This window comes from Wolbachia endosymbiont of Encarsia formosa, assembly GCF_039540065.1.
In the GTDB taxonomy this organism is placed as follows: domain Bacteria; phylum Pseudomonadota; class Alphaproteobacteria; order Rickettsiales; family Anaplasmataceae; genus Wolbachia.
This window is the reverse complement of record NZ_CP154278.1, coordinates 1,148,614-1,168,151: the sequence shown is the minus strand read 5'-3', so window position 1 is coordinate 1,168,151 and position 19,538 is coordinate 1,148,614. Positions and strand designations below refer to the sequence as shown.

Annotated in this window: 19 protein-coding genes and 8 pseudogenes; 16 read left to right on the top strand and 11 right to left on the bottom strand. The window is 32.4% G+C overall.

Annotated elements, in window-relative coordinates; all coding sequences use genetic code 11:
• Positions 1 to 17: 17 nt before the first annotated feature.
• The 3 genes from AAE962_RS06320 (at position 18) to AAE962_RS06310 (ending at position 863) form a co-directional block, all read left to right on the top strand.
• Entirely contained in the window at positions 18 to 293 is a 276-nt protein-coding gene (locus AAE962_RS06320; RefSeq protein WP_343288748.1) for a transposase, read from the top strand.
• 99 nt (positions 294 to 392) lie between these two features.
• The gene (locus AAE962_RS06315; protein WP_264336959.1) at positions 393 to 551 is read left to right on the top strand and encodes a hypothetical protein; all 159 of its coding nucleotides are present in this window, start codon (positions 393 to 395) and stop codon (positions 549 to 551) included.
• Positions 552 to 560: 9 nt separating this feature from the next.
• Positions 561 to 863, top strand: coding sequence for a transposase (locus AAE962_RS06310; RefSeq protein ID WP_343288749.1), 303 nt, complete (start codon positions 561 to 563; stop codon positions 861 to 863).
• Positions 864 to 1,095: 232 nt separating this feature from the next.
• Here the strand turns inward: AAE962_RS06310 and AAE962_RS06305 are convergent.
• The 3 genes and pseudogenes from AAE962_RS06305 to AAE962_RS06295 form a co-directional block, all read right to left on the bottom strand.
• Positions 1,096 to 2,074, bottom strand: a pseudogene (locus tag AAE962_RS06305) (IS481 family transposase).
• Positions 2,075 to 2,366: 292 nt separating this feature from the next.
• Positions 2,367 to 3,690 (bottom strand): annotated as a pseudogene (locus tag AAE962_RS06300) (IS4 family transposase).
• 151 nt (positions 3,691 to 3,841) lie between these two features.
• Positions 3,842 to 4,618 carry an enoyl-ACP reductase gene (locus AAE962_RS06295; RefSeq protein WP_264336562.1) on the bottom strand — a complete coding sequence of 259 codons (777 nt, stop codon included), beginning with the start codon at positions 4,616 to 4,618 and terminating at the stop codon, positions 3,842 to 3,844.
• Positions 4,619 to 4,993: 375 nt separating this feature from the next.
• On the opposite strand from AAE962_RS06295, the gene AAE962_RS06290 reads away from it, so the two are divergent.
• The 3 genes and pseudogenes from AAE962_RS06290 to AAE962_RS06280 all read left to right on the top strand — a co-directional run.
• Entirely contained in the window at positions 4,994 to 5,236 is a 243-nt protein-coding gene (locus AAE962_RS06290) for a helix-turn-helix domain-containing protein (protein ID WP_343288912.1), read from the top strand.
• A 320-nt stretch (positions 5,237 to 5,556) separates the two neighbouring features.
• The gene (locus AAE962_RS06285; RefSeq protein WP_343288788.1) at positions 5,557 to 5,868 is read left to right on the top strand and encodes an integrase core domain-containing protein; all 312 of its coding nucleotides are present in this window, start codon (positions 5,557 to 5,559) and stop codon (positions 5,866 to 5,868) included.
• Positions 5,869 to 5,976: 108 nt separating this feature from the next.
• Positions 5,977 to 6,635, top strand: a pseudogene (locus tag AAE962_RS06280) (transposase); the annotation flags it as partial.
• A gap of 41 nt (positions 6,636 to 6,676) precedes the next feature.
• Here AAE962_RS06280 and AAE962_RS06275 read toward each other — a convergent pair.
• From AAE962_RS06275 to AAE962_RS06250, 6 genes and pseudogenes are all read right to left on the bottom strand, one after another.
• Positions 6,677 to 8,000: pseudogene (locus AAE962_RS06275) on the bottom strand (IS4 family transposase).
• 116 nt (positions 8,001 to 8,116) lie between these two features.
• On the bottom strand, positions 8,117 to 8,359 hold the full coding sequence (locus AAE962_RS06270) for an IS630 transposase-related protein (RefSeq protein WP_143689530.1): 243 nt from the start codon (positions 8,357 to 8,359) through the stop codon (positions 8,117 to 8,119).
• Between the two features lie 117 nt (positions 8,360 to 8,476).
• Positions 8,477 to 9,292, bottom strand: a complete 816-nt coding sequence (locus AAE962_RS06265) for a hypothetical protein (RefSeq protein ID WP_343289002.1) — start codon at positions 9,290 to 9,292, stop codon at positions 8,477 to 8,479.
• A 51-nt stretch (positions 9,293 to 9,343) separates the two neighbouring features.
• The gene (locus AAE962_RS06260; protein WP_343289001.1) at positions 9,344 to 9,466 is read right to left on the bottom strand and encodes a hypothetical protein; all 123 of its coding nucleotides are present in this window, start codon (positions 9,464 to 9,466) and stop codon (positions 9,344 to 9,346) included.
• A gap of 49 nt (positions 9,467 to 9,515) precedes the next feature.
• Complete coding sequence (locus AAE962_RS06255; RefSeq protein ID WP_343289000.1) at positions 9,516 to 9,692, bottom strand: hypothetical protein; 177 nt, start codon at positions 9,690 to 9,692, stop codon at positions 9,516 to 9,518.
• Between the two features lie 133 nt (positions 9,693 to 9,825).
• Positions 9,826 to 10,290: pseudogene (locus AAE962_RS06250) on the bottom strand (patatin-like phospholipase family protein); the annotation flags it as partial.
• Between AAE962_RS06250 and AAE962_RS06245 the strand changes: the two are divergent.
• The 9 genes and pseudogenes from AAE962_RS06245 to AAE962_RS06205 all read left to right on the top strand — a co-directional run.
• Positions 10,272 to 10,622: pseudogene (locus tag AAE962_RS06245) on the top strand (ankyrin repeat domain-containing protein); the annotation flags it as partial. The pseudogenes AAE962_RS06250 and AAE962_RS06245 overlap by 19 nt on opposite strands.
• Before the next feature lie 20 nt (positions 10,623 to 10,642).
• On the top strand, positions 10,643 to 10,795 hold the full coding sequence (locus AAE962_RS06240; protein WP_343288999.1) for a hypothetical protein: 153 nt from the start codon (positions 10,643 to 10,645) through the stop codon (positions 10,793 to 10,795).
• 110 nt (positions 10,796 to 10,905) lie between these two features.
• Entirely contained in the window at positions 10,906 to 11,172 is a 267-nt protein-coding gene (locus tag AAE962_RS06235; RefSeq protein WP_343288998.1) for a recombinase family protein, read from the top strand.
• On the top strand, positions 11,159 to 11,407 hold the full coding sequence (locus AAE962_RS06230) for a recombinase family protein (RefSeq protein WP_343288997.1): 249 nt from the start codon (positions 11,159 to 11,161) through the stop codon (positions 11,405 to 11,407). The genes AAE962_RS06235 and AAE962_RS06230 overlap by 14 nt, the downstream gene beginning before the upstream one ends.
• Before the next feature lie 25 nt (positions 11,408 to 11,432).
• Positions 11,433 to 11,597 carry a recombinase family protein gene (locus AAE962_RS06225; protein WP_158619483.1) on the top strand — a complete coding sequence of 55 codons (165 nt, stop codon included), beginning with the start codon at positions 11,433 to 11,435 and terminating at the stop codon, positions 11,595 to 11,597.
• 99 nt (positions 11,598 to 11,696) lie between these two features.
• Complete coding sequence (locus tag AAE962_RS06220; RefSeq protein WP_343288996.1) at positions 11,697 to 12,536, top strand: zinc ribbon domain-containing protein; 840 nt, start codon at positions 11,697 to 11,699, stop codon at positions 12,534 to 12,536.
• 38 nt (positions 12,537 to 12,574) lie between these two features.
• A complete protein-coding gene (gene ccmA, locus AAE962_RS06215; RefSeq protein ID WP_343288995.1) occupies positions 12,575 to 13,198 on the top strand; it encodes a heme ABC exporter ATP-binding protein CcmA in 624 nt (207 codons plus the stop codon).
• A 150-nt stretch (positions 13,199 to 13,348) separates the two neighbouring features.
• A complete protein-coding gene (locus tag AAE962_RS06210) occupies positions 13,349 to 13,591 on the top strand; it encodes a helix-turn-helix domain-containing protein (RefSeq protein ID WP_343288912.1) in 243 nt (80 codons plus the stop codon).
• Between the two features lie 320 nt (positions 13,592 to 13,911).
• The gene (locus AAE962_RS06205) at positions 13,912 to 14,223 is read left to right on the top strand and encodes an integrase core domain-containing protein (RefSeq protein ID WP_343288788.1); all 312 of its coding nucleotides are present in this window, start codon (positions 13,912 to 13,914) and stop codon (positions 14,221 to 14,223) included.
• A gap of 131 nt (positions 14,224 to 14,354) precedes the next feature.
• On the opposite strand, the pseudogene AAE962_RS06200 reads toward AAE962_RS06205, so the two are convergent.
• Positions 14,355 to 15,499, bottom strand: a pseudogene (locus tag AAE962_RS06200) (IS256 family transposase).
• 154 nt (positions 15,500 to 15,653) lie between these two features.
• On the opposite strand from AAE962_RS06200, the pseudogene AAE962_RS06195 reads away from it, so the two are divergent.
• Positions 15,654 to 16,977: pseudogene (locus tag AAE962_RS06195) on the top strand (IS4 family transposase).
• A gap of 171 nt (positions 16,978 to 17,148) precedes the next feature.
• Here AAE962_RS06195 and AAE962_RS06190 read toward each other — a convergent pair.
• Positions 17,149 to 19,293 (bottom strand): hypothetical protein, encoded by a 2,145-nt coding sequence (locus AAE962_RS06190; protein WP_343288994.1) that lies wholly within the window; start codon positions 19,291 to 19,293, stop codon positions 17,149 to 17,151.
• Positions 19,294 to 19,538 lie beyond the last annotated feature (245 nt).

The following is a 19,538-nucleotide window of genomic DNA, read 5'->3' as shown; positions in this document are numbered from 1 at the left end:
ACCTACTAAAGAAAAATATGCCGCAAAAAATGATAGTCAGTAACTGCCATGAATATAACAAATTTCTCCAAGAGAGGGGAAATATTTTTTATTACGTCAATGATGCCATAGAAAATTGGTACGAAAAAGGTCCAAAAATGGCTGTTGGCAACTACATTTATAGCGATAAGGTCGTGATTCTGGTTCACATAATAACTTATTTATTTAGAATAGCTCTGAGACAAACAGCGGGATTTATAGCAGGGTACCTTGAGCAAAACTTGCAAGTTATTACAGGCCTCAAGAAGGCTTAAAAAACTTAACATCAAAATTGAAGACATGATAAAAATAATACAGAAGATATTGAGATTGCCATAGATAGTACAATAATATTCCAGGTCATAGCAAGGCAAATGGTACAGATAGAAAGTATCGCCGCTATGAGCAAACAAGATGTAATGCTAGAGATAGGTAGCAAAAAAGTTATAGCAGCAAAATACAGTGGTGGAGTTTATTCTGACCACTATGGAGCATGTGATCTTATTGCAAGGATTGATGTTAATATAATATAAGCACACTATATGCAGACAGATCGAAAGAAGTTATACAAACTGTGCGATGAGCTTGACATAAAGACAAGGATTCCTCCGCAAAATAATGCAGTAGAGCATCCAAAGTTGGATTATATTGATGAGAGAAATTCTACAATCAAGCTCATAAAGTCATATGATGAAGATGGTATGAAGAGGTGGAAAAAAGAGATAAATTATGGGAAGAGATCTTATATAGAAAGTTTTTTCTCGCGACTGAAGCAAACATTTTGGTTTAGTTTTAGAAACAAATCTGAGGTTAATCGTGAGAGAGCTCAAGTGTTATTTGCTTAACAAAATTACTGATATAGGCATGGCTAAATTTGAGATAGCTTCATTCCACGTTACCTATTATCCGAAGAGTGATGCAATAAAGCCCACTGGGATCTAGATTGCAAGTAATTAATTAGGCAATGCACCGTTTTCATCAAGTTGTAGAGGCTGGTACCTTTTCACTGATTGAATGTATTACAAATTCTAATCGCAAGTTTCTGTACTAGACACAACTTAATCTGACAGGTGAGAATTAAATGACAGAAGAATTGAGGTAGTTAAAACTAATATCAGTCTTTTGTTTAATGTTACTAATATTTTTCTGAAAAGCAATTTGTTTGTTATCAAGAAAAGTTTGCATAGGTGTTTTTCCATAGCAATATTTACCTGAGTGAGGTCTGCTCTCATTGTAAGAACGCAACCAATGATCGACATCAATCTGAAGATCTTCCAAAGAATTGTAGATTTTCTTGCGAAAAATAATATTGTAACACTCATCTTGCATAGTTTTGTGGAATCTTTCACATATGCCATTAGTTTGTGGAGTTAGTTCTTGAATGATCAATATTTTCGATTCCTAAGTATAACTGATATGCGTGATTCTCTGGTTTGCCACAGTATTCCGTACCTCTATCAGTCAAAATGCGCGATAATGGCACATTTTGTCCATCAAAGAATGGTATATTAAGAAGATCTGCAGCAGTAATTGCAGTTTTGTCTGTATAAAGCTTCGCCATATCAACCCTTGAATAGGTATCAATGAAAGTTTGCTGGTAGATACGTCCTATACCCTTGATATTGCCTACATAATAAGTGTCTTGAGAACCCAAGTAACCAGGATGCTCTGTTTCAATTTCACCATGTGCTTCCCTTTGTTCTTTCACTTTCTCTAAAGCTGCAAGTTGCTCTTCAGTTAAAATTATGCCATCTTGTGCAACCTTCGCTTCAAGGGCTTTAAGTCTTTTTTTGAACGTTTCAATATCGTTTCTTAGCCATACAGATCTTACGCCACCTTCGGAAATTATTATACCCCTTTTTCTAAGTTCGTTTGCAGCTCTTTGTTGTCCATATGCTAGAAATTCGGTAGCAATATTTACTACCGCTCTTTCTATATCTTCGGAAACTCTGTTTGCAAACAGTGGTTTTTTCTTGCTGATTTCGTGTAATGCCTCTTCTCCTCCATTTTCGTATAACTCCTTAAATCTATAAAACGTATCTCTTGAATATCCCATTACCTTGCACGCTTAAGATACATTACCGAGCTGTTTTGCTAGCTATAATAAACCTAGTTTTGGTTTTAATATTTTTGTTTGTATTGTACTCATTTCTAACACTCCTTGTTTTTATTATTTTATAACTTACTTTTTTAAAGTGTCAGATCAAATCTTGTTTAATACAACTTACAGCTTTGCCTAATTGTGCATTAACTATGTCTCAGCTTGACATTTTCTTTCCCAACAGACTGAAAATTGAGTTGAACTAAAAATGCGGCTTGACACAGTTTATTTAACCATAAGCGTCAAGTTAAGAAGCAAGTGTTAGAAAGTTCAATGAGCTTAGTGTGGAGACTCTAATTTTTCTATACCTGTCTTTCACAGAAAATTGTGACCAGTCTGTGGTAAGCTTTTTTAGGAAGATTCTCAAATTATTAATTCTACTGCTTAATGCTAAAAATAACTCCCTAATTCTTCTTTTTAGTTCGATGAATGCCTTTGTTAGACTAAGTTCTGTGTCCTTTTTTAGTTCTGTACAACCAACTATTCCATGAAATATAAGAACTGCACATAATTTAGCATATAATTCACATAATACCCTATATGGCTTTCCTTTCAGTTTATCAAGTCTTATATGGCTCTTATATAATTTGAATAATAGTTCAATTTGCCATCTTGCTCTGTAAATTGTTAATACCTGTTCAGCACTAATTTTATTCTCTGAAACATTAGTTATGAATATTGACCAATTCAATAACTTTTGGTTCCTTTTAGAAGATGTATACCCATGTGATTTTGCTAATCTATTAGCCTTTCTTCTTCTGGCCATGGACTGTTCTTCAGTTAGCTTTTGACATATAATTCTTACTTTAACTTTTGTCTCTTTTCCTAACAGCACATCATTTTCTAGAAATAATTTATCCTCTAAACATTCTAATAACTCTATTTTTTGATTTGTTTCTATATCATATATATTGGTATCAACGACTTATAAAATAAGCTCCTGTTTCATTGAGTTGCTTAAAAGAACTTGGCACAAAATAACCCAGGTCAGATATTAGCAAATCGTTGTTTGATATACTGCTTAAATACCTTATATACCCATGGTCTGACCTTATTCCCTCTGTTATGTTAAGTTGGGTTAATGTTTGATTTAGGTAATCAAAAACTAGTTGTAATTTTATTACAGATTTAGTATTGCTTTCATAACCACTGTAGCTTGTGCCATATCCTTTATACATGTTTTCCATACTATTATGTAGGCTAATATAGCTACTGTCCAATAACTTAACACTTCTAAAGTGCTTCAAAATTCTACAATTAATTTGCAAAATACCTTTAAATAACATTAAAGATTCATTATACATCCTTTTCATAAATTCCACTGCTTCCTCGGTAAATCTAAAGTCTAAACCCTGTTTTGTCATCTCTATCGAGTCTTCATTTAATAATTGACACATTGTTTCTATGCTACAATTATCAACCCCTATATTTCCCAAGACCATGGCTTTTATAAACGATGAACCTCTTAGCTTTCTCTTTCTTTTTATGAACCCTGTTCTAATTGAGATTTTATCTGCTTTTTCATTAAAAAATTCTTTGAGCTTTTTTGATAAGCAAGTTATTTTATTCATTGGTTCTCTCACTAAAAGTATATCTGGGAGAACTTATACCTTATTATTCTATCTCTTTCATACCTTTATTTCCTTAACTTGACGCTTATGGTTTATTTAACACTCCCGATAACAAAAAAACACAGGCTTCACATGCATCTGCAGTACTGTATTAGTCTACTATCTTCATTCCCACAACATTATACCCTGAATCAACATGTAAAATTTCTCCAGTTGTACCACTACTCAGGTCGCTTAATAAGTATAGTGCTGCCTTGCCAACATCTTCTATTGTAACATTGCGTCTAAGTGGAGAATTACTTCTATTCCATTCCGATATGGAGTGAAAGTCACTTATTCCAGAAGATGCCAAAGTTCTGATTGGACCAGCAGAAATTGCATTTACTCTGACGTTCTGTGGTCCGAGATCACATGCTATATATTTTACACTTGCTTCAAGTGCTGCTTTACATAAACCCATCACATTATAATTTGGCATAACTTTTTCAGCACCATAGTAAGATAAAGTAAGTAAACTACCGCCATTTAACATCATTTTTTCCGCTCTTTGCGCTAAAGCAGTAAAAGAATAGCACGATATATGCATTGCATTAATAAAGTTGTTTAGTGAAGTATTGACATATTTACCATTTAGCTCATTTTTATCGGAGAATGCTATTGCATGTACCAAAAAGTCAAGAGTATTCCATTCTTTCTTTATTTCCTCAAAAGCATTATCTATGGTTTCCTCATTTGAAACATCACAGTGTAATGTTAACTCCACATTTAATTCATTTGCTATTGGTAATAATTTTTCTTTTATTGTTTCATTTTGATAAGTGATTGCAAGCTCAGCTCCATGTTCTGAGAGCGTCTTTGCTATACCATATGCTATTGACCTCTTATTTATTATTCCGGTTATTAACCCTTTTTTGCCCTGCAATATCATAGAATTATTTGCCTTTTTTATAATTTGAAATATTAACTAGGCAAAGTCAATTATGTTTTAACTGTAGCTAACGTATAAAAATTACTTCCTCATATTTCCAACCTCATTATAATTACAATTAGAGATATTTTAAGAGCTCAAAATCTATCTTTAGTCTGCAGACTTTTTTTTTATTAAACAATCAAATTCATCAAAAAATGTAGTGTATCTTCTTCAGTGTACGTGGGTGCACACACATACTTAACTGTGTGATTCATAGAGGTTATTACAATAAGAATATAAGGTCAAATAGAAATTTGGATTTGCAGTAGTTTATAGACCTTATTACAATTGCAAAGGATAAATTAGTTAATCTAGGGTTAAACTACGTCTGAGTTGGATAAAACTATACAAAAAGTTTGGTCATGCAGGAAAGAGCATTATGGTATTTCACGTTTTACCTTACGTAAATGGTACAAACGTTATGAAGAGTTAGGTGAAAAAGGATTAGTAGATCTCAGTAGTAAGCCTAAAACTTCACCTTTGCAAAAGATCAATGAATCAGATGAGCAGCTTATTCTTCATCTAAGACAAACTAGAAAGCTAGGGGCAAGAAACCGAGTTAAGACGTCTATATGATTTATCCTTGTCATTGGCTACTATACACAAAATTTTCAAAAAACATAGTGTAAGTCTTCTGCATGTTAAACGTCATTATCGCAAACATGTCAAGCGTTATAACTGTAAAGTACCTGGAGAGCGTGTGCAGATGGATGTGTGCAAAATATCGTCAGGGCTTTATCAATATACTGCTATAGATACGTTATAAAATTGTTGCATTATATTCAAGAAGTACTTCAAAAAACACTTTAGATTTCCTAAAACAACTAAGAGAAAGAATACCTTTCCATTGCCAAAGGATTCAAACTGATAGAGGGCAAGAATTTTTTGCTTATGAGGTGCAAGAATGTTTGAAGGAATGGAAAATTAAATTTCGTCCTATTAAGCCGTTTTCTCCACACTTAAATGGTAAAGTGGAAAGAGCACAGCGTACAGACTTAGATGAGTTTTACAGTATCGTTACCATCAAGAGCTCTGAATTGCAAATTAAACTTAGGGATTGGGAAGAGTATTATAATAAACACCGCCCTCATAGCGCTCTTCAAGGAAAAACTCCTTGGGAAAAATATAAGGAACTGGAAAATACGATTCCTTGCTTAAGTGAAAAACTATATCTTATCAAAAGAGTCGTTTGTCATGCAAAATTGTAAACACAATCAGAAACTACAATCACTTCAAAAATGCAAATCTCTTAACAAGCCAACTAGTTCAGACTCAATCTGACAAGTCAATTGTAATAACCTCTATGAATCACACAATTTATGGATGGCATGTTTTTTAAGGTCAAGGAGGACGGACATTGCATAAGTAAATGTATGTATAATATATTGGGAATAAATCAAAATGGCAGAAAAGAAGTATTAGGTTTTTATTTGGCTGAAAGTGAAGTTCTGGTTGGGAGTACTAAATGACCTCAAAGAAAGAGGAGTAGAAGATATTCTAATTGCCTGTATTAAAAAGCTTTCCTACCGCTATAAATAGCTAAAGCAGAAATGCATAGTGCATCAGATAAGGAATTCACTGAAGTATGTATCTAGCAAAAGTTTTCATAAATGATTTGAAAACGTGCTTCAAGTAAAGAGATTGCTGAGAATTATTTGCTTGAGCTAATGGAGTGAAAAATATCCCTTGGTTACAAAATCATGGCAAAACAATTGGGAAAATTTGTCTGGTTATTTTAAGTATTCTGGACCAGTTAGGAAGCTCCACCAATCCAATTGAGGGATTGCATAGACAAATTAGGAAATTTACTAAAACTAAGGGCTCATTTACTAATACAAATGCCTTGTACAAACAGGTATATTGTGCTATAAAAAAGGTAGAGCAAAAGTGGACTACAGCTTTGCCTAATTGTGCATTAACTATGTCTCAGCTTGACATTTTCTTTCCCAACAGACTGAAAATTGAGTTGAACTAAAAATGCGGCTTGACACAGTTTATTTAACCATAAGCGTCAAGTTAAGAAGCAAGTGTTAGAAAGTTCAATGAGCTTAGTGTGGAGACTCTAATTTTTCTATACCTGTCTTTCACAGAAAATTGTGACCAGTCTGTGGTAAGCTTTTTTAGGAAGATTCTCAAATTATTAATTCTACTGCTTAATGCTAAAAATAACTCCCTAATTCTTCTTTTTAGTTCGATGAATGCCTTTGTTAGACTAAGTTCTGTGTCCTTTTTTAGTTCTGTACAACCAACTATTCCATGAAATATAAGAACTGCACATAATTTAGCATATAATTCACATAATACCCTATATGGCTTTCCTTTCAGTTTATCAAGTCTTATATGGCTCTTATATAATTTGAATAATAGTTCAATTTGCCATCTTGCTCTGTAAATTGTTAATACCTGTTCAGCACTAATTTTATTCTCTGAAACATTAGTTATGAATATTGACCAATTCAATAACTTTTGGTTCCTTTTAGAAGATGTATACCCATGTGATTTTGCTAATCTATTAGCCTTTCTTCTTCTGGCCATGGACTGTTCTTCAGTTAGCTTTTGACATATAATTCTTACTTTAACTTTTGTCTCTTTTCCTAACAGCACATCATTTTCTAGAAATAATTTATCCTCTAAACATTCTAATAACTCTATTTTTTGATTTGTTTCTATATCATATATATTGGTATCAACGACTTATAAAATAAGCTCCTGTTTCATTGAGTTGCTTAAAAGAACTTGGCACAAAATAACCCAGGTCAGATATTAGCAAATCGTTGTTTGATATACTGCTTAAATACCTTATATACCCATGGTCTGACCTTATTCCCTCTGTTATGTTAAGTTGGGTTAATGTTTGATTTAGGTAATCAAAAACTAGTTGTAATTTTATTACAGATTTAGTATTGCTTTCATAACCACTGTAGCTTGTGCCATATCCTTTATACATGTTTTCCATACTATTATGTAGGCTAATATAGCTACTGTCCAATAACTTAACACTTCTAAAGTGCTTCAAAATTCTACAATTAATTTGCAAAATACCTTTAAATAACATTAAAGATTCATTATACATCCTTTTCATAAATTCCACTGCTTCCTCGGTAAATCTAAAGTCTAAACCCTGTTTTGTCATCTCTATCGAGTCTTCATTTAATAATTGACACATTGTTTCTATGCTACAATTATCAACCCCTATATTTCCCAAGACCATGGCTTTTATAAACGATGAACCTCTTAGCTTTCTCTTTCTTTTTATGAACCCTGTTCTAATTGAGATTTTATCTGCTTTTTCATTAAAAAATTCTTTGAGCTTTTTTGATAAGCAAGTTATTTTATTCATTGGTTCTCTCACTAAAAGTATATCTGGGAGAACTTATACCTTATTATTCTATCTCTTTCATACCTTTATTTCCTTAACTTGACGCTTATGGTTTATTTAACACTCCCTTTTTTAATCTATAAAATGGCAAAATATAATTGATTAAAGCTGTCTAAGTCTTTAGTCTTATGACCATGTCCTTTTTGGTACCCAGATGCAGGTTTAACACTTCCGGTCTCTTCTTTCCTTTTCCTCCACCAATACAACGTTTTTTCGTCAATGTTAAATGTTTCACAAACTTTTTTTATTATTGTCATTTCTCCCGCATCAAACACTTTTAATACTTTTTCTCTCAGGTCTTCACTGTATGGTTTTTGCATTTTCCCTCTCTAATTTATTTTAATGTACTTTTACTATCATTAAAACTTAATTCAGGAAAGCTTTGTTTGGTTAGTTATAGTAGCCATGCAACAAAGCCTCCCTGTAATCTACTTTCTTTACTCCATTATATTAGGGGAAGAAGGCAAGTATCTTTCAAGACTTGGATACAAGAACGATCCTTTCACTACTTCCTCCAATGTTGGTGCTGAAGGTGTTATTTGATCTTCACATTCATCATTATTATAAGAAAGATCTATATTATAAGAAAGATCTATTAAGTCTTCCACCATCTGCTCTTTTTCTTCTTGTTTTAGTTCTTCTATATTTTCAGTATTAGTTGTTTTATCTACATATTTTGATCCTTTTATAAAGTCTTCCATCTCCTTCACAAAACTTTGTTCATAATGCCTATTTACTAAGTGAATTACACCTACTACTACAAGTAGCGTAATAACAACTGGCAGTAGAATTGGTAACATTAGTAATATAGGGAGACAAAAGTTAAAAAGCATAAAGCTTATAACAGCAGTATATTCTACAAGCACAGGAGTGAGAAATGATACTATAACAGACATTACAAAAAGAATCGAGAATAAAAAAAAGCCTAATAAGCACACCCGCGAGCACTTCTTTAGATGATGCAATATTATAATCTTTTTCGCTTTACTGTTAAGATTCTGATATGTTTTTTCAACATCATCCTTATTACCCTTTACATAAGCTTTTAGTTCTTTTTCCATCATTTTTGTAAGCTCATCTTTTAGCATAAAATAATATTTCTCCTCCTCAGAAAAAGTGCTACCTGTCGCTTTTTCATTACTGAAGAGTTCTTTTATGTTCCCTTTACATAATTCAATTTCCTCAATTCTAGGTGCAATTTTTGCTATTGTGTTACTATTTGTAGCGAGTACTTTAGCATGTTTAGCATTCATTTCTTTATCAAGTAATTTAGCTAATTCGTTTTCTAATTGCTTTTGCTCGTCTCATAGCTTTTTTAGATCATTATTCATTTCACTTTGTAATTTGCGATTTATTCTATTCAAATCATCTTTTGCTTCTTGAAGTAAATTTTTGTGAGTGAAGTATCTCAATAAAATTGTTAACATTAAAGGATCTTTTTGATAAGTAAAATTGAAAACACTCCAACTAATATCATTAGGTAGTATTTTTTTTTGGCAGAAATACTGTACCTTTTTGAACCAGCTCTAGAACTGACAGATCTAACAGATAGTCTTTATTTTCTGTACAGAAATTGAATGGTTTACAAAATTTCTTGTTACTAGATATTTTAGCTAATGATTTAGCACAAGATTCTATAATATTACTGAACATTAAAACCCCCTAATTAATTGCTTTATGCATCTAGTTTAATACTATTTTAATGATATGTCAAATTTATGTAATTACTAACTATATTACTTAATTAATAAATCAGATCTTATTCTGTTTGAGGGATAAAATTTCTATCTTCTTTCCAGATCTTAAAAAAGAAAGGATAGTTGTTGTTAATATCATAACTTATTATCAGTACCTTACTTAATGTATTTTTTAGAATATCCTTTCCAAAATATTTATCCAGTACAGATTCAATATTTTTATGTGGGTATTGTGAACAATTAAACCAAGATAATATTGATCGCCTGAAGAATGAAGATTTAAAAATATATGAACCGTATTTTTGATAAAGCTCAACTAAATCATTGGCTGAATATTGAGGATTTCCTCACTCATCTTTTTTACATAATCCTGCTACAACAATTCCACCGGTTGAGGTCCCTACCATAAGATCAAAGATTTCAGCTACCCTCTTTCTTGTTCTTTTTTCTATTTCTACTAGAACAATTGCTGAGATTATTCCTCTAATTCCACCTACGTCAATGGATAAAATGTACTTTTTATTTGTGTGTCTGCGGAGCGAATGTGAATGCAGCAGATGTAAGAGGACATACAGCACTGCATCTAGCGATAACGGAGAAACATCTAGAAACAGTTAGAGAATTGATAAAGTCAGGAGCAAGTGTAAATGCTGAAGAGTATGGCAGTAAATGCACACTGCTGCACCTTGTATGTATGGTAGGTGAAAAAGAAATAGTGGAGGAGCTAGTAAAAGATGGAGGAGAAATAGAGCAAGAGGATGAATTTGGAATGACAGCAATGGATTATGCAAAAAATAGTAAAGAAGTAACTGAAGTATTGAAGAGTTATTTGAAAAGCGGAGGCAGCGAAGGAAGAGTTGATAAAAGTGGCTATAAAAGAAGATAAAACAGTCTTTAATACCAATTTTGAAGGGCTGTAGAAAGCTAACAATTGGTCTTTTTCTCAAAGGTAAATGGATTGATGGAAAAAAAGGGAGTGGCAAGTCTTCCTTCACTACTAAAGCATTTACAGGAGAAAAATATGCGAGAAAGAACGTTTACTATTCATCGTCATTATGAACCAAGTAAGTTATCAGACAAGTGTTTATCAGATGCTTACGGAGTACTACTAAAACGATTAATGGAAAGAAAGAAAAAGGAATTTTTAAATAAAAAAGAGGTGGAAAAGAATGACAACAGTGGCCTTATATGCAAGAGTTTCATCGAGGAAACAAGAACAGAACAATACAATAGAGAGTCAAGTTGTAGAGCTTGAGCGTAGAATTGCTACAGATGAACATAAATTATTGAATGAGAATAAATTTAAGGACAATGACTTTAGTGGGTGGAATTTAAAACGAGAAGGTTTACGAGATAAAGTAGGAGAAAGTGAAATTAATAAAATTTACATTCATTCACCTATCAAGAAAATCTTCGCACCAGATGATATTACTTGAAGAGTTTGAGAAAGAAGGAGCAGAAGTAATATTCCTAAATTATAAGACTGAAAATAATCCAGAGTCAAAATTATTGCTAGGAGTACAAGGATTAATCTCAGAATACGAATGTGCAAAGATAATGGAAAGAAGTCGAAGGGGAAAACTCCATGCAGCAAGGAAAGGGTGTATAAGTGTAATGGGCTTATGGATACCGCTATATAAATCATGTAGTCAGAGAAGAAGCAAAGTTTGAAGTTGAAGAAGAGGAAGCAAAAGTAGTGCGTAAACTGTTTGAGTGGATAGGTCAGAGCTTAAAAGAAACTACAAGAAGGCATATTACTGCTCCAAAGGGCAGAAGAAATTGGCATTCAGGTACAGTGTGTAGAATGTTGAGGAATCCAGCATACAAAGGACAAGCAGCATTTGGTAAAACGAATCAATAAAAAAAGAAGTGAGAGCAATATGGAAAGTGAGGAAAAAAAGTTATTCCATTTATCAAACTGAGAAAAAGAATTGGATTCATATAGAAATACCAAATATAGTTGAAATTTGATATAGTACAAGAGCAACTATCTGAAAATAGAAAAAGAGCAAGAATGCAACGAAGTGGGAGAAGGTACCTATTACAAGGGCTAATTGTGTGTCAGTGTTGTAAATACATTTATTATGGAATGAGTAATGTTAAAGGAGGAAGAAGTTACTATCGATGCCCTGGAAATCGTTTTGGTGGAAATAGAGTGTGTAACAGCAAATCAATACAAGTTGATATACTAGAAGAAGCAGTATGGGAAGAAGTAAAGATGGTACTCAAAGAACCAGAAGCAATGACTAAGGAATATCAGCTCAGACTCGTGAAACATGAAAGTACAGAGGCAAAGGATGAAATTGAAAAGCGTGCAAATAAAATAGAACAAGGTATAGAAAGATTAGCTTATGTATATGCAAGAGGTCATATAACGAAGGAAAAATATGACTTAGAAGTTGAGAGCATGGCAAAGGAGTTAAAAGGAATTAGAGATCAAAGGGAAGAAATGGTCGATGAAAAGAGGCTACAGAGGGAATTAGATTTTATCACAAGTAGTGTAGAAAGTTTTTCCTCTGAGGTTGAGTTGGAACTTAATCAGGCGGATTGGGAAACTAAACTTGATATAATAAGAAAATTAGTTCAACGCATTGAAGTTGATGATGATAACGTGCATGTAGTGTTTCGGCTGAAAGAACTCGCTCTCGAAAGGCAAAAAAAAAGTGTTCAACATTGTATCGGGAGTCCAGTGTCAAGTACTGAAATGACACCATCTGCTACCTACAAACCCAATGTTCGTACAGTTGTATGTCAAACACTGACTGTTTGTTGTGCAAGCTATCCAATGTTCATACACTGAAGTGTTTAGGCTCCAAGTTCTCTTTAAAGGTCCAATAGATGCTTGAATGTAAAAATCTATCCTGTGCTCGTAATAACAAAGTATTATTTAAAAACCTCAATTTTAAAGCTGAACCAAAATCAAAAATCTTAATCACTGGTCCAAATGGTAGCGGCAAAACCAGCTTAATCAGAAGTTTATCTGGACTTTTGCCGCCAGTGTCAGGTAATATAATGTACTGTGGAAAAGACATATATGATGACCTAAAATCCTATATACCTTCCATGGTCTATATAGGCCATAAAAATGCCTGTAAAGATAGCTCAACAGTTGGTGAAAACATACAATTCTGGGCAAGAATACGGAATACTAGAGAATTAATTATGGCAGCCGTTTGTTGCTTACAGTTGCAACCTGTACTTAATATCAAATATAGTGAACTTTCTGCAGGTTGGAAAAGAAGAGTTGCGCTTGCTCGCCTCTTAATTTCTAATGCAAACGTTTGGCTGATAGACGAACCATTTTGTAATCTAGACAGTGCAACGTGTGAATTAATATTAAATCTAATCTCAATACGCTCTGAGCAAAACGGTATAGTAATTATTACAGGACATAGCTCTACAGAACAAATGTGTGACTTCAAGACAATCGATATACGTGATTTTAACAGACCTCTTGTATAATTTTTGGCCTTAAAATTAACTGTGTGATTCATAGATGTTATTACAATAAGAATATAAGGTCAAATAGAAATTTGGATTTGCAGTAGTTTATAGACCTTATTACAATTGCAAAGGATAAATTAGTTAATCTAGGGTTAAACTACGTCTGAGTTGGATAAAACTATACAAAAAGTTTGGTCATGCAGGAAAGAGCATTATGGTATTTCACGTTTTACCTTACGTAAATGGTACAAACGTTATGAAGAGTTAGGTGAAAAAGGATTAGTAGATCTCAGTAGTAAGCCTAAAACTTCACCTTTGCAAAAGATCAATGAATCAGATGAGCAGCTTATTCTTCATCTAAGACAAACTAGAAAGCTAGGGGCAAGAAACCGAGTTAAGACGTCTATATGATTTATCCTTGTCATTGGCTACTATACACAAAATTTTCAAAAAACATAGTGTAAGTCTTCTGCATGTTAAACGTCATTATCGCAAACATGTCAAGCGTTATAACTGTAAAGTACCTGGAGAGCGTGTGCAGATGGATGTGTGCAAAATATCGTCAGGGCTTTATCAATATACTGCTATAGATACGTTATAAAATTGTTGCATTATATTCAAGAAGTACTTCAAAAAACACTTTAGATTTCCTAAAACAACTAAGAGAAAGAATACCTTTCCATTGCCAAAGGATTCAAACTGATAGAGGGCAAGAATTTTTTGCTTATGAGGTGCAAGAATGTTTGAAGGAATGGAAAATTAAATTTCGTCCTATTAAGCCGTTTTCTCCACACTTAAATGGTAAAGTGGAAAGAGCACAGCGTACAGACTTAGATGAGTTTTACAGTATCGTTACCATCAAGAGCTCTGAATTGCAAATTAAACTTAGGGATTGGGAAGAGTATTATAATAAACACCGCCCTCATAGCGCTCTTCAAGGAAAAACTCCTTGGGAAAAATATAAGGAACTGGAAAATACGATTCCTTGCTTAAGTGAAAAACTATATCTTATCAAAAGAGTCGTTTGTCATGCAAAATTGTAAACACAATCAGAAACTACAATCACTTCAAAAATGCAAATCTCTTAACAAGCCAACTAGTTCAGACTCAATCTGACAAGTCAATTGTAATAACCTCTATGAATCACACAAATAAACTGTGTCAAACCGAATTTTTAGCTCAACTGAATTTTCAATCTGTTAGGAAAGAAAATATCAAGCTGAGAAATAGTTAATGCCCAATTAGGATAAAGCCATGACCCATTTTTGCTCTACTTTTTTTATAGCACAATATACCTGTTTGTACAAGGCGTTTGTGTTGGTAAATGAGCCTTTTGTCTTAGTAAATTTTCTGATCTGCCTATGCAATCCCTCAATTGGATTGGTGGAGCTTCCTAACTGGTCCAGAATACTTAAAATAACCAGACAAATTTTCCCAATTGTTTTGCCATGATTTTGTAACCAAGGGATATTTTTCACTCCATTAGCTCAAGCAAATAATTCTCAGCAATCTCTTTACTTGAAGCACGTTTTCAAATCATTTATGAAAACTTTTGCTAGATACATACTTCAGTGAATTCCTTATCTGATGCACTATGCATTTCTGCTTTAGCTATTTATAGCGGTAGGAAAGCTTTTTAATACAGGCAATTAGAATATCTTCTACTCCTCTTTCTTTGAGGTCATTTAGTACTCCCAACCAGAACTTCACTTTCAGCCAAATAAAAACCTAATACTTCTTTTCTGCCATTTTGATTTATTCCCAATATATTATACATACATTTACTTATGCAATGTCCGTCCTCCTTGACCTTAAAAAACCATAAATACTATTGGATACACTGATTGCAGTGAGCGGATGCGCCATTCTATTGATTACTGGTAGCAGTTTATCGGTAATACTAGATATCTCTGCTGCTGATATTTTGTGGTCATATATTTCCTCAACATGTGAACTCTTTATCCCATGCCACTGGCATATGTGCTTAAGACCTTTGCTTCAAGTTCTGTTGTTTGTCTTTTTTTGACTATTTGCGGTTCAAAACTTCCCTTCCTATCTCTTGGTGTTAGCAGCTCAAATGAACCTGCACTTGTCCGCAAAGTCTTTCCATTCCTCCCATTTCTGCGATTATTTTCCTCGCTTTCAACAGACAACTATCTCACCTTCCAGACTTGCCTCCAACAGCTTTTTTATAAATGGTGTTAATGCTCCATCTCTTCCCGTTAGCGGTCTACCTTTTCTTATAGATGATAAAATATTTGTTTCTAATTCTTTATAGTCTACCAATCCGGTAGTTCTGTTTGCTATTTTTTGACTCATGTCAAACCTCCATTTTTATATCAATTTATTACTTTTCTTTTCGGTTTGACACAGTTTATTTAACCATAAGCGTCAAGTTAAGGAAATAAAGGTATGAAAGAGATAGAATAATAAGGTATAAGTTCTCCCAGATATACTTTTAGTGAGAGAACCAATGAATAAAATAACTTGCTTATCAAAAAAGCTCAAAGAATTTTTTAATGAAAAAGCAGATAAAATCTCAATTAGAACAGGGTTCATAAAAAGAAAGAGAAAGCTAAGAGGTTCATCGTTTATAAAAGCCATGGTCTTGGGAAATATAGGGGTTGATAATTGTAGCATAGAAACAATGTGTCAATTATTAAATGAAGACTCGATAGAGATGACAAAACAGGGTTTAGACTTTAGATTTACCGAGGAAGCAGTGGAATTTATGAAAAGGATGTATAATGAATCTTTAATGTTATTTAAAGGTATTTTGCAAATTAATTGTAGAATTTTGAAGCACTTTAGAAGTGTTAAGTTATTGGACAGTAGCTATATTAGCCTACATAATAGTATGGAAAACATGTATAAAGGATATGGCACAAGCTACAGTGGTTATGAAAGCAATACTAAATCTGTAATAAAATTACAACTAGTTTTTGATTACCTAAATCAAACATTAACCCAACTTAACATAACAGAGGGAATAAGGTCAGACCATGGGTATATAAGGTATTTAAGCAGTATATCAAACAACGATTTGCTAATATCTGACCTGGGTTATTTTGTGCCAAGTTCTTTTAAGCAACTCAATGAAACAGGAGCTTATTTTATAAGTCGTTGATACCAATATATATGATATAGAAACAAATCAAAAAATAGAGTTATTAGAATGTTTAGAGGATAAATTATTTCTAGAAAATGATGTGCTGTTAGGAAAAGAGACAAAAGTTAAAGTAAGAATTATATGTCAAAAGCTAACTGAAGAACAGTCCATGGCCAGAAGAAGAAAGGCTAATAGATTAGCAAAATCACATGGGTATACATCTTCTAAAAGGAACCAAAAGTTATTGAATTGGTCAATATTCATAACTAATGTTTCAGAGAATAAAATTAGTGCTGAACAGGTATTAACAATTTACAGAGCAAGATGGCAAATTGAACTATTATTCAAATTATATAAGAGCCATATAAGACTTGATAAACTGAAAGGAAAGCCATATAGGGTATTATGTGAATTATATGCTAAATTATGTGCAGTTCTTATATTTCATGGAATAGTTGGTTGTACAGAACTAAAAAAGGACACAGAACTTAGTCTAACAAAGGCATTCATCGAACTAAAAAGAAGAATTAGGGAGTTATTTTTAGCATTAAGCAGTAGAATTAATAATTTGAGAATCTTCCTAAAAAAGCTTACCACAGACTGGTCACAATTTTCTGTGAAAGACAGGTATAGAAAAATTAGAGTCTCCACACTAAGCTCATTGAACTTTCTAACACTTGCTTCTTAACTTGACGCTTATGGTTTATTTAACACTCCCTTCTTTATCATTTACTTTTACAGTTGCAAGCCTATGTTTAGGTCCATAACCAACACCGCCTGGCTCTAAATTAAAAAGCATCTTTGCTCCTCTTGTGTTTACATTTTAGTATAATACAGGTAATTTGTATCATCATAATCCTCAACCATGAACTCTTGCTTTTATTTTGAGTAGTTGATTTCTATTAACTCCCTCTAGAAAGCTAGATGGATTCTCTATTGTACAATCTGACTGTTTAATAGTTTTATCTAACTCTTCAAATACGCTGCTATTTATTTTAAAATACCCATTTTCTATTGCTGTTAAAACACTTTTTCCTCCTAACAGACAATTCTGTCCTAAACTTGATTTATTCTCTAATTTGTTAAATCTTACTTCATCGACAAGCCTCACCTCTATTTTATTACTATCTTTCTCATTAGAACATAGATGAATACTGATCTCTCCTACTTCAGTAGTAAAAGACATCTCAATACTCTCTCCTGAGACGTCCGTATAATTTCTACTTCCTCCTATGTTTTCAACTCTAACTATACTTTTTCCAACTTGCAGTATACCAATATTTAGATTTAAATCTTTAGCTTTTTGATTATTTAATATCCTTGAAACTTCAATAGTACTATTTTGTGGATACCCTATACAAAAATATCCATTATCTATTTCAAGTTCAAAGTTATATTCATCTATTTGCTCACTTTTTTTTATAATACTTTCAAATGCTAATTCCTTAAGCTTTGCAAGATTTGCAGATCGTTTAATTAAAGTGTCCATATCTGAACAAATTACGTTTACAAAATCTTCATGCTCTTCTTCACTAAATCCATTTAAAGATGCACCTTCTGATATTATCTGAAATATTTTTTTCCTGTGTAAAAATTCATGAATTCGAATAGTATCAGCAGATAAATATAGCTTTGGGAATGTGTCAGCTATACGATCTATCAAGGACATATCAGATTTATATGGAAAAGTGAGCATTATTTGTTGTTTCAGTGCTTCGCTTATAACTTTATCAAGCTCTTTTTCGCACTTGTCATAATCTTCTTCGCTACCAGAGTAACCTAAAATGTCCAGATAATCATGAATCTTATTTATTTTTTGCCAAATACTTTCATACTTTTCTTCTTCTCTTGTATTCAGTTTTAGTTTTGCTAGAGAAAAAAAATCTTTTTGACGAATTAAAACAAAAGTATCTTTTTCTTTATGAATTATGGTTTCATCATAGAATAGTTGACTATAACGCCTACCAAAACTTTCATCATAATCAGGGCAAGGGCTAACATTGTCACTTTCACTATCCATTTCATTACATACTCCAATCTCGAAATCAGTATTTCCAAGATTTTTATCTTTACTTATTCGATAATCTTCTGTTTTTCCATACAGCAAGGTTGATTCCTGATCATCGCTACTTTCATTGTCAGCTTTATTCCATACTCCAATCTCAAAATCAGTGTTTTCAAGGTTTTTATACTCACTTGTTTGATAACTTTCTACTTCTTCATATAGCAAGGTTGATTCTTGATCATCATTAATATCCCTAATTTCTACTTCAGGTTGAAGTCTTGCTATTTCTTTTCTTACGTTTTCTTCATTTACTTCATCTGCAAGAGATACTTCATTACTAATATATAGGTTTTTTTGTTTTAAATTCTCGTTTTCCTTCTGTAGTCTATTGAATTCTACAAATAGTTCTTCATGCTCTGATAAATGAACAGAAAATTGATCTCTTACATCATTAAATTCCTTCTCTTTTTCTAGTATTTGATTTTCATAAACACCTTTCAAATTTCCTATACTGCTCATCAGCGCTATACTTTCTTTTCTTACTGTACTTAACTCATCTTCAGACAGATTCAATTTTTGCTGTAACTCTTCATTTATTTTATCTGTTAAATAAACTTCATTCTTCACATTTTTTAATTGATCGTTTAAGTTTTTAATTACATCAGTTTTACTCTGCGTTTCTAATAATAATATTTCTACTTCCTGTTTTAGTTGTTCAATATCTTGATTATTTTCAATTAATTTTTTCGTCTTTCTTTGTAACTCAGCTTCAAGTACCTTTACCTTCCCTTCTAGAGTTTGCTTCTTTGTTGTGAGTTCACTTATTTCTTCGTAATGTAGTTTTTCTATTTTACTTTCTAAACTATTTATTTCTTGATTTTCTTTATTGCCAACTTCAAATATTTCTTCAGGAAAATCTTCAAATTCACAAGATAGAGTATTTTTAAAACCATTACTGCCAAATAAGCTATGTTGTACTACCTGCTTTGAATTAAACATACCTATACCACTTACTAAAATAAACAGATAATATATTGTATGCACTATATGTTATAGGTACAAATGATTTAAGTATAATCTATTAACTCATTTATACTTTGAATTCTTACGAATAGATTTATATGCAAAATATTATGATACGGTTAAAGCAATGCGCAGTCTTTTTGAAAGGATAAATTTAATAAAAAGACCATGCTAATTAGTGTTATAAAGAATTGAATTATTGACTATTTTAAAAATTGCAA